The 13,225-nt window shown below is 74.7% G+C and carries 12 protein-coding genes and 1 tRNA gene; 9 read left to right on the forward strand and 4 right to left on the reverse strand.

What is annotated here, in order from left to right; all coding sequences use genetic code 11:
• Positions 1-117 precede the first annotated feature (117 nt).
• The 8 genes from AC3WUG_RS15755 (at position 118) to AC3WUG_RS15790 (ending at position 7,630) form a co-directional block, all read left to right on the forward strand.
• Entirely contained in the window at positions 118-666 is a 549-nt protein-coding gene (locus AC3WUG_RS15755) for a hypothetical protein (protein WP_492328531.1), read from the forward strand.
• Positions 667-767: 101 nt separating this feature from the next.
• Positions 768-839, forward strand: a tRNA-Gly gene (locus AC3WUG_RS15760).
• Between the two features lie 151 nt (positions 840-990).
• Entirely contained in the window at positions 991-1,788 is a 798-nt protein-coding gene (locus tag AC3WUG_RS15765) for an alpha/beta fold hydrolase (protein WP_492328532.1), read from the forward strand.
• Between the two features lie 222 nt (positions 1,789-2,010).
• The gene (locus AC3WUG_RS15770; protein WP_492328533.1) at positions 2,011-4,326 is read left to right on the forward strand and encodes a putative bifunctional diguanylate cyclase/phosphodiesterase; all 2,316 of its coding nucleotides are present in this window, start codon (positions 2,011-2,013) and stop codon (positions 4,324-4,326) included.
• 181 nt (positions 4,327-4,507) lie between these two features.
• Positions 4,508-5,134, forward strand: a complete 627-nt coding sequence (locus AC3WUG_RS15775; protein WP_492328542.1) for an ANTAR domain-containing response regulator — start codon at positions 4,508-4,510, stop codon at positions 5,132-5,134.
• Positions 5,135-5,435: 301 nt separating this feature from the next.
• Positions 5,436-6,701: an ABC transporter substrate-binding protein gene (locus AC3WUG_RS15780; RefSeq protein WP_492328534.1), complete on the forward strand. Its 1,266-nt coding sequence runs from the start codon at positions 5,436-5,438 to the stop codon at positions 6,699-6,701.
• Between the two features lie 139 nt (positions 6,702-6,840).
• Positions 6,841-7,218, forward strand: a complete 378-nt coding sequence (locus tag AC3WUG_RS15785) for a VOC family protein (protein WP_492328535.1) — start codon at positions 6,841-6,843, stop codon at positions 7,216-7,218.
• A 61-nt stretch (positions 7,219-7,279) separates the two neighbouring features.
• Positions 7,280-7,630: a DUF2277 domain-containing protein gene (locus AC3WUG_RS15790; RefSeq protein ID WP_492328536.1), complete on the forward strand. Its 351-nt coding sequence runs from the start codon at positions 7,280-7,282 to the stop codon at positions 7,628-7,630.
• Positions 7,631-7,889: 259 nt separating this feature from the next.
• On the opposite strand, the gene AC3WUG_RS15795 is transcribed toward AC3WUG_RS15790, so the two are convergent.
• From AC3WUG_RS15795 to AC3WUG_RS15810, 4 genes are read right to left on the reverse strand one after another with little or no spacing between them, the layout of a single operon-like run.
• Positions 7,890-8,768, reverse strand: coding sequence for an ABC transporter ATP-binding protein (locus AC3WUG_RS15795; RefSeq protein WP_492328537.1), 879 nt, complete (start codon positions 8,766-8,768; stop codon positions 7,890-7,892).
• Positions 8,765-9,775, reverse strand: coding sequence for an ABC transporter ATP-binding protein (locus tag AC3WUG_RS15800; protein ID WP_492328538.1), 1,011 nt, complete (start codon positions 9,773-9,775; stop codon positions 8,765-8,767). The genes AC3WUG_RS15795 and AC3WUG_RS15800 overlap by 4 nt, the downstream gene beginning before the upstream one ends.
• Positions 9,765-10,751 carry a branched-chain amino acid ABC transporter permease gene (locus AC3WUG_RS15805; protein WP_492328539.1) on the reverse strand — a complete coding sequence of 329 codons (987 nt, stop codon included), beginning with the start codon at positions 10,749-10,751 and terminating at the stop codon, positions 9,765-9,767. Before AC3WUG_RS15805 ends, AC3WUG_RS15800 begins: the two co-directional genes overlap by 11 nt.
• Positions 10,752-10,760: 9 nt before the next feature.
• Positions 10,761-12,188 carry a branched-chain amino acid ABC transporter permease gene (locus AC3WUG_RS15810; RefSeq protein ID WP_492328540.1) on the reverse strand — a complete coding sequence of 476 codons (1,428 nt, stop codon included), beginning with the start codon at positions 12,186-12,188 and terminating at the stop codon, positions 10,761-10,763.
• 429 nt (positions 12,189-12,617) lie between these two features.
• Between AC3WUG_RS15810 and AC3WUG_RS15815 the strand changes: the two genes are divergently transcribed.
• Entirely contained in the window at positions 12,618-13,196 is a 579-nt protein-coding gene (locus AC3WUG_RS15815) for a GNAT family N-acetyltransferase (protein WP_492328541.1), read from the forward strand.
• Positions 13,197-13,225: the final 29 nt, after the last annotated feature.

The raw sequence follows: 13,225 nt of genomic DNA on the forward strand, positions 1-13,225 counted from the left end.
GCATGACCGATGCCGGCGGCGTGCGGATCGGCCGGACGGCGCGGCCCGCGTACCGCGGCTGCGGTACGCGGGCGCCGTTCCCGCCCGCCGGCAGCCCCGAGCCGTCATGCTGGCTCGATGGGGTCCCGTCGCTCGACCGTCCTCGTCGTCCTCGTCGCCGGGGTGCTCGGCGCCGCCGCGGGAGCCGCCCTCGCGCGTTGGGTGTTCCACCAGGACCTCAGCACGGGGTGGGTGATCGGCGGCGCCGCGGCGGTCGGGGTGGGGCTCGGCGACGTCCTGTCGACGGCGCGGCGACGCCGCCGGGCCGTCACCGGCGCGCGCACGGGACGGTTCGAGGCGTCCGTGCGGGCAGCGGACGGCGACACCGGCCTCGGCCGGCGCTGGGTCGCCGCCGTGCTCGACGTCGACGGGACGGGGATCACCGTCGTCCGCCTCGCGCTGGGCATGCGGCCCCTGCGGCGGGCGCCCGTGCGGCTCGCGGTCGACGGGGTGCGCCGGACCGGTCGGCGCACGGGGCGGGAGGCGGCGCTGCGCGTCGCGCCGGGGCTGGAGGTCCTCGCGCTCGACGTGCCGGGCGGGGTCGTCGAGGTGGCTGTCGAAGCGCTGTCGGCGGACCCCCTGGTCGAGCGGCTGGCGGCGATCGGCGGTTCGCGCCGCACCCCCTGACGCGCCCGACGGCGGCGCGTCGCGGTTTCGCGAAAGCCTCGCGCGCCCTGTACTGTCCTATCTCGCCTCGCGGCCCGGGAACGGGTCGAGGACGAGGCCGTGCGGACGTGGCTCAGTGGTAGAGCATCACCTTGCCAAGGTGAGGGTCGCGGGTTCGAATCCCGTCGTCCGCTCCGCAGCCGCAGCGCCCGGGCACCTCGTGCCCGGGCGCTGCGTCGTCCTCGGGCGGGTCCGGGGGTCGACAGCGCCGGGGTCCCGGGCGGCATCCTGGACGGGCACGGGGACGACGGCGCCGTCGTCCTCGGCCGACCGGGGGTGATGCGCATGGAGCTCACGACGCACGGGGTACCGGTGCACCACGTCGCCCACGGCCACGGCCGCACCGTCGTGGTCCTGCACGGGGCCGGGGTCGACCACCGGGAGCCCGAGGCCTGCCTCGACCCCGCCCTCGCGGCCGTCGGCGGGCTGCGCCGGGTGTACCCGGACGTCCCCGGGCACGGCCGGACCCCCGCGCCGCCCGCGCTGCGCTCCGAGGACGACGTCGTCGACGTGCTGACCGGGTTCGTCGAGGCGGTGGCGCAGGAGGCGGGCGGCGAGCCGGTGCTGCTCGCCGGGCACTCGGCGGGCGCCCACGACGCCCGGGGGATCGCGGCGCGGCGCCCCGACCTCGTCGCCGGGCTGGCGCTGGTCTGCCCGCTGGTCGCCGGCGGGCACGACGTCCCGGCGCACGAGCCCGTCGTCCGGGACGACGACCTCGGGGACGCGGAGTTCCGCGGGTACTTCGTGGTCCAGACGCCGGCGATGCTCGACCGGTACCGGCGGTTCGTGGAGCCGGGCGCGGCGCTCGCGGACGGCCCGGCGAACGCGCGGATCGGGGAGCGCTGGGAGATCACGGGGCTGGACGGGCCGGGGGTGACCCCGTACGACGGCCCGGTGCTGGTCGTCGCCGGCCGCCGGGACTCGTTCGTGGGGTACGCGGGGGCGCTCGGGCTGCTCCGGCGCTACCCGCGCGCGACGGTCGCGGTCGTCGAGGGGGCGGGCCACGCGCTGCCGCACGAGCGCCCGGCGGTGCTCGCCGGGCTGCTGGCCGACTGGGTCGAGCGGGTCCGCGGCGACGCCTGATCGGGGAGTCCGCCCGTGCCGGAGCCTGCAGGTCGCGCGACCGGTCACCCGCACCACCAGGCGATTCACCCGCTCCCCGGTCGCCGGTGCCGCACGGCGGGGCGCATCCTCGTCGTGCACCGGGCGGACGGTGCGTCCCCCGGACGGTCGACGACGGCCCGGGCGGCGACGACGCAGCCGGTGGCGCGCTCCTCGCGCCCGCCCGACACCAGGAAAGCCCCGATGACCACCACCCCTCCCGGCCGCGCCCCGCGCCCCCGGACCCGCTCCGCCGTCCTGCTCGCGACCGCCGCCGCGCTGGCCGCCGCCGCGCTGGCCGCCGCCGCGCTGGCTCTGCGGGGACCCGCGCCCGTCGCGCTCATCGTGGCCGCGTCGGCCGCCGCTGCGCTCGCGGGCGGGATGCTCCGGGGGTCCGACCGGCACCGGGACGGCGACCACGTCACGTGGCGGTGGGCAGCCGTGGCCGCCTGGTCGCTCGCCGGCGGCCTCGCGACCGAGGCCGTCCTGGCGTCCGTGGGCGGGCCGCACGGCGCGGCCTTCACCGCCGCCGCGGTCCTCACCGCCGCTGCGCTGTACCACGGGCTCGTGCACTGGAACCGGATCCGCTCGGCGCTCTCCGACCCGGGGGACTGGCTCAACGGCGTCAGCGCGGGGGCTGCCGTCCTGTCGATCGGGAACCTCCTCGTCGGCGATGCGGCGGGCAGCGCCCCGTGGTGGGCGACCCAGCTCGTCCTGGTCCGGCTCGCGGCGCTGATGGTGGCCCTGGGCACCGCGGGCACCGTGCTCGCGATCGCCGGTCTGCGCCGCGACCTGCGGGCGTGGGCGCTGGCCCTCGCCCTGGCGCTGGTCGCGGCCATCGAGCTGACGACTCTGCTCCGCGGGCCCGGCGCGACGCCCGGCGCGGTCGTCGTCGTGGCGTGGGCAGGTCTGGTGCTGGTCACGGCGGTGCTCCGCGTCGGGCGGGCGCGCGCCCTCCCGCCGCAGGAGGCGGCGTCCCAGGACACGACGCTGGGCGCCCTCGTCGTGATGGCCGCGGGCGTGGTGATCCTGGTGGTGGACGCGCTGGTGCCGGGGGAGAACCCGGTGTCGTCCGCGCTCGCCGCGGTCGCGGTGGTGGGCGGCGGTGCCCGGGTGCTGCGGCTCGTGCGCGACCTCGCGCAGCTGGCCACGGTGCGGCAGGAGGCCCGCACCGACCCGCTGACGGGGGTCGCCAACCGCCGCGCCCTCGTCGAGCACGTCCGCGCCGTCGCGGCCGATCCGCGCGGCGCCCTCCTGGTGATCGACCTCGACCGGTTCAAGGAGGTCAACGACCGGTTCGGGCACGCCGTCGGCGACGGCGTCATCCGGGCTGCTGCCGCCCGGCTGGCAGGGACCGTCGGCAGCCGGGGTCTCGTGGCGCGGCTCGGGGGCGACGAGTTCGCCGTCGCCCTCGTGGACGCCGACGCGGACGCCGCGGTGGCGCTCGGACGGGAGCTGCGGCGCGAGCTGACCCGGCCGATCGGGGTCGAGGGGCGCGTCGTCCGGCTCGAGGCGAGCGTCGGCGTCGCGACGACGGCCGTGGGTGCCCGCGCGGCGTCCGGTCTGCTGCGGTGCGCGGACGCCGCGATGTACGACGCCAAGGCGGCCGGGGGCGGCGTGCGGCTGTACGACCGCGAGTCGGACGCGCGGGCGCGGGACGAGCGCGATCGGGTGGACGCGCTGCGCCGAGCGCTCGACGTGGACGGCCACCCGCGGGACGGGCGCATCACCACGCACTTCCAGCCGCAGGTCGACGCCGCAGACGGCCGGGTCGTCGGCGCCGAGGCGCTGGTGCGCTGGGAGCACCCCGAGCACGGTGTCCTCCCGCCGTCCGCGTTCCTGGCGCTCGCCGAGGAGCACGGGCTCATGGGCCGGCTCACCCGGCGCGTCCTCGACCAGGCCACCCGCGCGGCAGCGGATTGGGCGGACCAGGGGTGCGCCGTGCGCGTCGCGGTCAACCTCTCCACGTCGAGCCTGGGCGAGCCGGGTCTGCTCGAGGTGGTCGACGACGCGCTCGCGCGGTCGGGGCTCGCGCCGGGTGCGCTGGTGCTCGAGATCACCGAGACCACGCTGATGGACGACCCGGACCGCGCCGTCGAGGTGACCCACCGGCTGGCGAACCGCGGCATCGGCCTGAGCATCGACGACTACGGCACCGGCTACTCCTCGCTGGCCTACCTCAACGACCTCCCGGCGGAGGAGCTGAAGCTGGACCGCTCGTTCACCGCCCGGGCGCTCGCGGACCCGCGCACGCGGGCGATCGTGTCGGGCACCGTGGAGCTCGCGCACCACCTGGGTCTGCGGCTCGTCGCGGAGGGCGTCGAGGACCGGGAGACGGAGGACCTGCTCCGTGAGCTCGGCTGCGACCGCGTCCAGGGCTACCTCCACGGGCGGCCGATGCCCGCGGCCGCCTTCGCGCGGTGGCTGCGGACGCGTCCGGCGGGACCGGTGCGCCCGGTGCAGCGGGCGGCGCCGGCGGCGGTCGCGGACCCACGGTCGGTGGTCGACGGCGCCGCGTGACCCCCGCACGGCCGGAGGCGCGCCGTCCCCGCGATCGCTACCGACCGGTCGGCGTGCGCAGGTTCACAGGCCCGGGGACGCGCCGGAACCGCCCGAGGTCCTAGAATCTCTCCTCGTGAGCACCCAGGACGCGACGCCGAGCGGCGACGAGAACGCCGCCGAACCCACCCTCGACCTCGACATCCCGCAGGCCCGCGCGGCCGAGCAGGCGCCCGAGGCGGCCGCCAAGCCCGCCCGCCGCGCGGTCGTGGCGGAGGACGAGGCCCTCATCCGGATGGACGTCGTCGAGACGCTCCGCGAGGCGGGCTTCGACGTCGTGGGCGAGGCGGGCGACGGCGAGCGAGCCGTGGCCCTCGCGACCGAGCTCAAGCCCGACGTCGTCGTCATGGACGTCAAGATGCCCGTGCTCGACGGCATCTCCGCGGCAGAGCGCATCGCGAAGGCGCACCTCGCGCCGGTCGTGCTGCTCACCGCCTTCTCGCAGACCGAGCTCGTCGAGCGCGCCCGGGATGCCGGCGCCATGGCCTACGTGGTCAAGCCGTTCAGCCCGGCCGACCTGCTGCCGGCGGTGGAGATCGCGATCTCCCGCTACGCGCAGATCACGGCGCTCGAGTCCGAGGTCGCCGACCTCGCCGAGCGGTTCGAGACCCGCAAGCGCGTCGACCGCGCCAAGGGCCTGCTCATGACCAAGATGGGCCTGACGGAGCCGGAGTCGTTCCGCTGGATCCAGAAGACGTCCATGGACCGCCGCCTCACCATGCGCGAGGTCGCCGACGCCGTCATCGACCAGGTCGGCGGCGCCTCCTGATCCCCGCGTCCTGAGTCTCCCGAGGCCCGGTCCACCGCACGGTGGGCCGGGCCTCGTGCTGTCGGCGCAGCCTGTCGTGTCCACGATGTGATCCACGCCACACCCGGTCGGCGTGTCGTGCCACGATCCGCGCCTTCCCGCGGGAAGGTCACGAATCGGCACCGGTCATCCGGTGTGACATGCACGACACGCGGCGGACACATGGGGCGCATACCTTCACGGCCACACACCGCCGGTGGCTCGCCCCCGGCATCCGGCCGGGGGTCCCGGCAGGCAGTACTCACCGACAGGAGTACCACGCATGATTCGTACGACACATGCCGTCCAGGCGGCGGCTCTCGCCGGCGCCGTCGCGCTCGTGCTCACCGCGTGCGCCGGCGGCGACGACGGCGGGTCGGGCGGCGACGAGACGGCGGACGGCGACGCCGGCCCGCTGATCATCGGCACCCTGCTGCCCCAGACCGGCACGCTGGCGTACCTCGGCCCGCCCGAGATCGCGGGCGTCGACCTGGCCGTCCAGGAGATCAACGAGGCGGGCGGCGTCCTCGGCTCGGACGTCGAGGTCATCCACGCGGACTCGTCCGACGCCGACCACGCCGAGGTCGCGACCCAGTCGGTCACGGACCTCATCTCGCAGGACGTCCAGGTCATCGTCGGTGCGGCGTCCTCGTCGGTCACGCTCAACGTCGTCGACGACATCACCGGCGCCGAGATCGTGCAGATCTCCCCGGCGAACACCGCGACGTCCCTGTCGGGCTACTCGGACTTCTACTTCCGCACCGCGCCGCCGGACACCGTCCAGGGCGCCGCGCTGGGCAACCTCATCACCGGCGACGGCCACGCGAACATCGGCATCCTGGTGTTCAACGACGACTACGGCACCTCGCTGCGCAACGTGGTCAAGTCGACCGTCGAGGAGGCCGGCGCCACGGTCGTCTACGGCAACGAGGGCGAGGAGTTCGACCCGGCCGCGAGCAGCTTCGCGACCGACGTCACCGCGCTCATGGCGACCAGCCCCGACGCCGTCGTGGTCCTGGCGTTCGAGCAGACCAAGCAGATCATCCCGGAGCTCGTCGCCGCCGGCGTCGACCCGGCCACGATCTACATGGTCGACGGCAACACGGCCGACTACTCCGCGGACTTCGACCCGGGCACCCTCGAGGGCGCGCAGGGCACCATCCCCGGCGCGTTCCCGAGCGACGACTTCCAGGCCCGCCTGAAGGAGGTCGACCCCGCGCTGACGGACTACGCCTACGGCCCCGAGTCGTACGACGCGACCATCCTGGCGGCCCTCGCGGCGGTCAAGGGCGGCGGCACCGACGGCCCCACGATCCAGGCCAACATGGCCGCGGTGTCGGGTGCCGACGGCGGCGAGGAGTGCACCTCCTACGCGGACTGCGTCGAGCTGCTCGACGCGGGCGAGGACATCCAGTACGTCGGCCAGGCCGGCGTCGGACCGTTCAACGAGGACAACGACCCGTCGTCCGCGTTCATCGGCGTGTACAAGTACGGCGCCGACAACAAGAACGTCTGGGTGAAGGCGGTCGAGGGCTCCGTCGGCGAGTGACGACGGACGCCTGAGCCTCGGGCCGGAGCAGGGGACCGGCCTCCGGGCGACCAGGGCCCGGGACGCGTGCGGCGTCCCGGGCCCTCGGTCGTCCCCGGCGGGCGAGGGCCGTGTCGGTCCTCGGGCGTAGCGTCCGGGCATGGACTACCGACTGGAGCTCGTGCAGGTGCCCGTCTCCGACGTGGACCGGGCCAAGGACTTCTACACGCAGCGCGCCGGGTTCGTGCTCGACCACGACCACGAGGTCGGCGGCGGCATCCGGTTCGTGCAGCTGACGCCACCCGGCTCGGGGGCGTCCATCGCGATCGGGACCGGGCTGACGACGATGCCGCCCGGCTCCGTCGAGGGGCTGCAGCTCGTCGTCGCGGACATCGAGGCTGCGCGCGAGGACCTCGCCGGCCGCGGGCTCGACGTGGGGGAGGTGCAGGACTACCCCTGGGGGCGGTTCCTGTTCTTCGCCGACCCCGACGGCAACCGGTGGGCCGTGCAGCAGATCGTCTACCCGTCGGCCGGCTGAGGCGCGTCCCGGACACCCGGGGGGCTTCCCGCGCGGCGGGGGCCGACCTACCGTGGGCGGCATGTGCCGGAACATCACCACGCTGCGGGGCCTCGAGCCCGCCGCGACCGACGAGGAGATCGTGGCCGCGGCCCGTCAGTTCGTCCGCAAGGTCACCGGCGTGCAGTCGGTGAGCGCCGCGACGGCCGAGCCGCTCGACCGCGCGGTCGACGAGATCGCCGCCATCGTGACGCGGCTGCTCGACGAGCTGCCCGAGCGGCGGCGCCCGCCGGCGACGGTGCCGCCGCTGCGCCGCCCGGAGGTCCGCGCGCGCCTGGGCATGCCGCCGTTCGACGAGGACGCCGACCACGCGCACGTGCACGACCACGACGGTCACGTGCACGTGCACGAGCACGACCACGTGCGCGCCTGACCGCGCGCACGAGCACGACGGACACGTGCACGCCTGACCGCGCGCACGGGACGTGCCCTCCCGGGCCTCGCCGCCGGGGTCGGCGGTTCCGCGCCTGAGCCGCCGGCGTACCCGACGACCTCGCGCGCAACCGGCACCGCGCGCCCGCCGGCACCGACGACGTCGAGTGCCTACCAGACACGTCGAGTGCCTATCCGGGGGATAGGCACTCGACGTGTCCGATGTGCACTCGTGATCAGCCGCCCTCGGGCGGCGGCCCTCAGCCGGCCGGCGGCGCCGAGGGCGCGGCCGGCGGCGCCGGCGGGTCGGCGGGCGGTGCCGGCGGCGCGGTCGGCGGGCGGTCCGCCGCGGCGGCCTCGACGTCCGTCGCCAGGGTGCCGAGGTACAGCTCGATCACCTTCGCGTCGTTCATCAGCTCGCGCCCCGGGCCGGAGTAGGCGTTCGACCCCTGGTCGAGCACGTACGCCCGGTCGCAGATCTGCAGGCAGCGTCGGGCGTTCTGCTCGACGATGACCACCGACACCCCGGCCTTGTTGATCTTCCGGGTGCGCAGGAACGTCTCGTCCTGACGCACCGGCGACAGGCCGGCGGACGGCTCGTCGAGCAGCAGCACCGACGGGTCCATCATCAGCGCGCGGGCCATCGCGACCATCTGCCGCTCGCCGCCGGACAGCGACCCGGCGCGCTGCTTGCGCCGCTCGCCCAGCACCGGGAACAGGTCGACGATGAAGTCGAACCGCTCGGTGAACCGCTTCGGCGCCTGGAACAGCCCCATCTCCAGGTTCTCCTGGATGGACAGCGACGGGAACACGTTGTTGGTCTGCGGCACGAACCCGACGCCGCGCCGGACCAGCGAGTCGGCCCGGTGGTTCGTGATCTCCTCGCCCTTCAGCACGACCGAGCCGGACCGGATGGCCACGAGCCCGAACAGCGCCTTGAGCAGCGTCGACTTCCCCGCGCCGTTCGGGCCGATGATGCCGACGAGCTCGCCGGGGTGCACGACCAGGTTGCAGTCGTTGAGGATGTTGACGCCCGGCACGTAGCCGGCCACCAGGTCGGTCGCCGCGAGCAGCGGCTCCCCGGCGGGCGCGCCGCGGTGGACGGTCGAGGGGTCGGACCCCTGCACGGCGGTGCTCATCGCGAGCCCTCCTCGGTCGTCGGGGAGGCGGCCGCCGCGGCCGCCGCCTGGTTCGCCTGCTCCTCGGCCTCGAGCTGCTCGATGCTGCCGTCGTCCAGCAGCGCGTCGTCGCCGAGGTCGGTGTCGTGGTGCGCGCCGAGGTAGGCGTCGATGACGGCCTGGTCGGCCATGACGTCCTCGGGCGGGCCCTCGGCGACGATCCTGCCCTCGGCCATCACGACCACCCAGTCCGAGATGTGCCGGACCATGTGCATGTCGTGCTCGACGAAGAGCACCGTGGTGCCCTCCTCGCGCAGGGCCTGGATGTGCCCGAGCAGCGACTGGGTGAGCGCGGGGTTCACGCCGGCCATCGGCTCGTCGAGCATGACCATCGTGGGCTTCGACATCAGCGCGCGCGCCATCTCGAGCAGCTTGCGCTGGCCGCCGGACAGGGACCCGGCGTAGTCGTCGCGCTTGGCGTCGAGCTTGAACCGGACCAGCAGCTCCTCGGCCTGCTCGGTGATCTCCTTCTCCCGCGCCTTCCACAGCGGCGGGATCAGGGCGGTGAACAGGTTCTCGCCGGACTGCCTCGTGGCGCCGAGCTTCATGTTCTCGATCACGGTCATGCGCGACAGCGCCTTGGTGAGCTGGAACGTGCGCACCATGCCGGACCGGGCGACCCGCGCCGCCGAGACCCCCGACAGGGACCGGCCCTCGAAGGACCAGGTGCCGGTCGACGGCTTGTCGAACCCGGTGAGCAGGTTGAACAGCGTCGTCTTGCCGGCGCCGTTCGGCCCGATGAGCGCGGTGATCGCGCCGCGCTGCACCTCGAGGTGCCCGACGTCGACGGCGGTCATGCCGCCGAAGTGCCGGGTGACCTGGTCGGCGACGACGATCGCGTCGGGCTTGGGCACGCCGGGGGTGTGCGCGACGTGCGCCAGGTCGGCGGTGACGCGGTCCCGGCCGGACGCGGTGGTGGCGTGCGGCGTGGCGGCGGGGACGTGGCCCCGGGGGAGGTCAGCGGACATCGATCGCCAGCTCCTTCTTGTCGCCGAGGATGCCTTGTGGCCGGAAGATCACCAGGAGCATCAGCGTGACGCCCACGATGATCCAGCCGAACTGCTCGATCTGCTCGGTGCGCATGATCGACTCGGGCACCCCGGCGCGCATGACCGACTTGATGAGCATGAGCGACACCCAGAAGATGATCGACCCGAGGACGGGCCCGAACACCGTCGCGGCCCCGCCGAGCAGCAGGATCGTCCAGATGAAGAACGTCATCGGGCGTCCCATCGAGTCGGGCTGCACGGCGCGTGGCAGGACGTAGATGATGCCCGCGACGGCGCCGATCACGCCGCCGAGCACCAGGGCCTGCATCTTGTAGGAGTAGACGTTCTTGCCGAGCGAGCGCACGGCGTCCTCGTCCTCCCGGATGCCCTTGAGCACCCGGCCCCACGGGCTGCGGATCAGCAGCCACACGAGCAGGCAGGCGAGGGCGACGACGGCCCAGCCGACGATGCGCACCCACCAGGAGTTCGAGGCGTTCATCGCGTACTCGAACGGCCCGAGGGCGAACGTCCCGTCCGGGAACGGCGACGCGTCCTGGAAGGTGTCCTTGTAGGAGTTGCCGCGCAGGCCGGACGACGCGCCGGTCAGCTCGGTGAGCGCGGTCGACCGGCCGACGAGCCGGACGATCTCCGCGGCGGCGATGGTGACGATCGCCAGGTAGTCGCCGCGGAGCTTGAGGGTCGGGATGCCGAGCAGCAGGCCGAACACGGCGGCGCAGGCGATCGCGACGAGCACGGCGGCCCACAGCGGCCAGCCGGCGATGGTGGAGATCGCGAAGCCGTAGGCGCCGAGCAGCATGAACCCGGCCTGGCCGAAGTTCAGCAGGCCCGTGAGGCCGAAGTGCACGTTGAGGCCGATGGCGGCGAGCGCGTAGGCGGCGGTCGTCGGGGCGAAGATCTCGCCCGCGACGTTGACGAGGATGCGGGACCAGTCCATGTCGGCTCCTTAACCGATCCGCTCGGCGCGGCCGAGGATGCCCTGGGGCCGCAGCAGCAGGACGAGGATGAGGATGAGCAGGGCGCCGGCGTAGCGCATGTCGCTCGGGATGACGAGGTTCGACATCTCGACGACCAGGCCGATGACGATCGACCCGGCCAGCGCGCCGAACGCCTGCCCGAGGCCGCCGAGCGTGACCGCCGCGAACATCAGGAGCAGCAGGGCGCCGCCCATGTTCCAGGAGGTCGCGTTGAGGTAGAGGCCCATGAGCACGCCGCCCAGCGCCGCCAGCGCCGCACCGAGCACCCAGACCAGCCGGACGATCCGGTCGACCGTGATGCCCGACGCCGCGGCCAGCGCCGGGTTGTCCGACACCGCGCGGGTGGCGCGGCCGACCCGGGTGCCGAGCAGGAAGTACGCGACGCCCGCCAGCACGACGGCGGCGATGAGCAGCGACCACAGCGAGGTGGCGCTGATCCGCACCGGGCCGAGCGTGACCATCGTCGGCGTGGTGGTGACGATGCGCAGCGCGCCGCCGCCGAAGAAGAACTGGTACGTGTACTGCAGCGCCATCGACAGGCCGATCGTGACGATCATCTGCTGGGTCGTGCCCACCCGGCGCTTGCGCAGCGGGTGCCAGATCCCGGCGTCCTGGATCCAGCCGGACGCGGCGCCCACCAGCACGGCGACCACGCCGGCGACGAGCAGCGGCAGCCCGAAGGACTGCACCGCCAGGTAGGCGACGATGGCGCCGAGCGTGACCTGCTCGCCGTGCGCGAAGTTGGACAGGCCGGTCGTGCCGTAGATCAGCGACAGGCCGACCGACGCGAGGGCGAGCAGCACGCCGAACACGAGGCCGCTGCTGGCCTGCTGGGCGAGCCGGCCCCAGGAGAACGAGCCCGTGTCCGAGCTGCCCACGGGTGCGCCGACCTCACCTGCGCTGTCCGCGGGCGCGGTGCTCTCCGGGTCGGGCGCGGCGTCGGGGTCCTCGTCGGAGCCGTTACCGCCGCCGGTGTCCGCGGGCGCGCCCAGCGGGAACAGCGCCCCGGCGGACGACCCGAGCGCGACCGTGACGGTGCGCGGGTTCTGGGCCGGGTCCCGCAGGCTCTCGCCGGCGGGCAGCGTGGCCTCGTCGAGGGTGACGGTGTACGTGCCGGCCTCGGTGACGGCCGCCGTCCAGCGGCCCTCGGCGTCCGTGGTGGCCTGCGTCGTCCCGCCCGGACCCTCGACGTCGAGGACGACGCCGACCGCGGGTTGCTGGTCCGCCGTGCGGATCGTGCCGTTGATGCAGCCGGTCGCGGCGTCGGCGACGCACCCGGCCACGGCCGCGCGGGCGGTGCCCGGCACGGCGAGGAGGAAGAGAACTGCGAGGAGGAGCACGCCGAGGGCGGCGTGCGCCCCGGCGGTGGAACGGTCCCTGGTCGCGACTCGGCGCACCTGGTCCTCCGTCCGGTCGTGGTCGACGGGGTCGACCTGTCGGCAGCGGGCTCGCGGAGGGTCAGGAGGCCGCGAGTGGGTTGGCGTGACAGTAGGGATGCTGCGTTTCGGGGCGATTACAAGCAGGTTTGAGACGTAGGTCACGTCGGCGCGCCGTGCGGCGTGTCCGATTCGTCCGGGAGGGGACCGCAGGAGGTGTCCGGCGGCGCCGCCCGGACGGAGCAGCGTTCACCCGGTGGAGTGAGACGCGCCACGGCGCCGCGCGGTGACCTGCGCCTCCGCGCGCGGCGACCGGAGGGGAGCGCTCCCGCGACTAGGCAGACGCCCACGTCGTGCGCCATGATCGGGCGATGCCGCGGGGGGCGCAGCAGGATCGCGGGGACACCGGTGTCACCGCGCCGTCCGAGTAGTCCAGGAGGTCGTCGCACCGTGCGTTCGCCCGTCGCCGTCCGTCCCGCCCGTCCCGAGGACCTGGACGTCCTCGTCTCGCTGAGCCTCGCGGCCCGCTCCGAGTCCCTGGTCGGGGCGCAGCTCTGCACCGACGACGCCGACCGGCTGCGGCACCAGATCGGCGCGCTCGTGGCCGAGCCCGGCGCGGTGGGCCTGGTCGGGACGCTGGACGACGAGCTGTGCGGCCTGGTGCTCGCCCGGATCGTGGGCCCGAGCCTGTTCACCGACGAGGTGACGGTGTCGATCGAGGCCGTCTACGTGGCCGAGGGCGCCCGGCGCCGCGGCGTGGGGCACGCGCTGCTCGGCGGCGTGGTGGAGGAGGCGCGCCGGGTCGGCGCGACCGACGTCCTCGCGGTGCCGCTGCCCGGCGCGCGCGGCATGCACCGGTTCCTCGCGCGCCTGGGGTTCGCCCCGGCGGCCGCGCACCGCGTCGTCAGCACCGAGGTGCTGCAGCGCAGGCTCTCCGCGGACGCCCCGCAGCCCGGCCGCCGGCCCGCCCGCGCGGGCCTGGACGTGTCTCTTCTCCCCATCTCCGAGCCCACGAGACATGGCGCCTGATCTGGGGGGGGGGGGGTTGGGTGTGGGGG

The sequence above is a fragment of the Cellulomonas sp. EB106-03-03-XG116 genome (genome assembly GCF_058792015.1).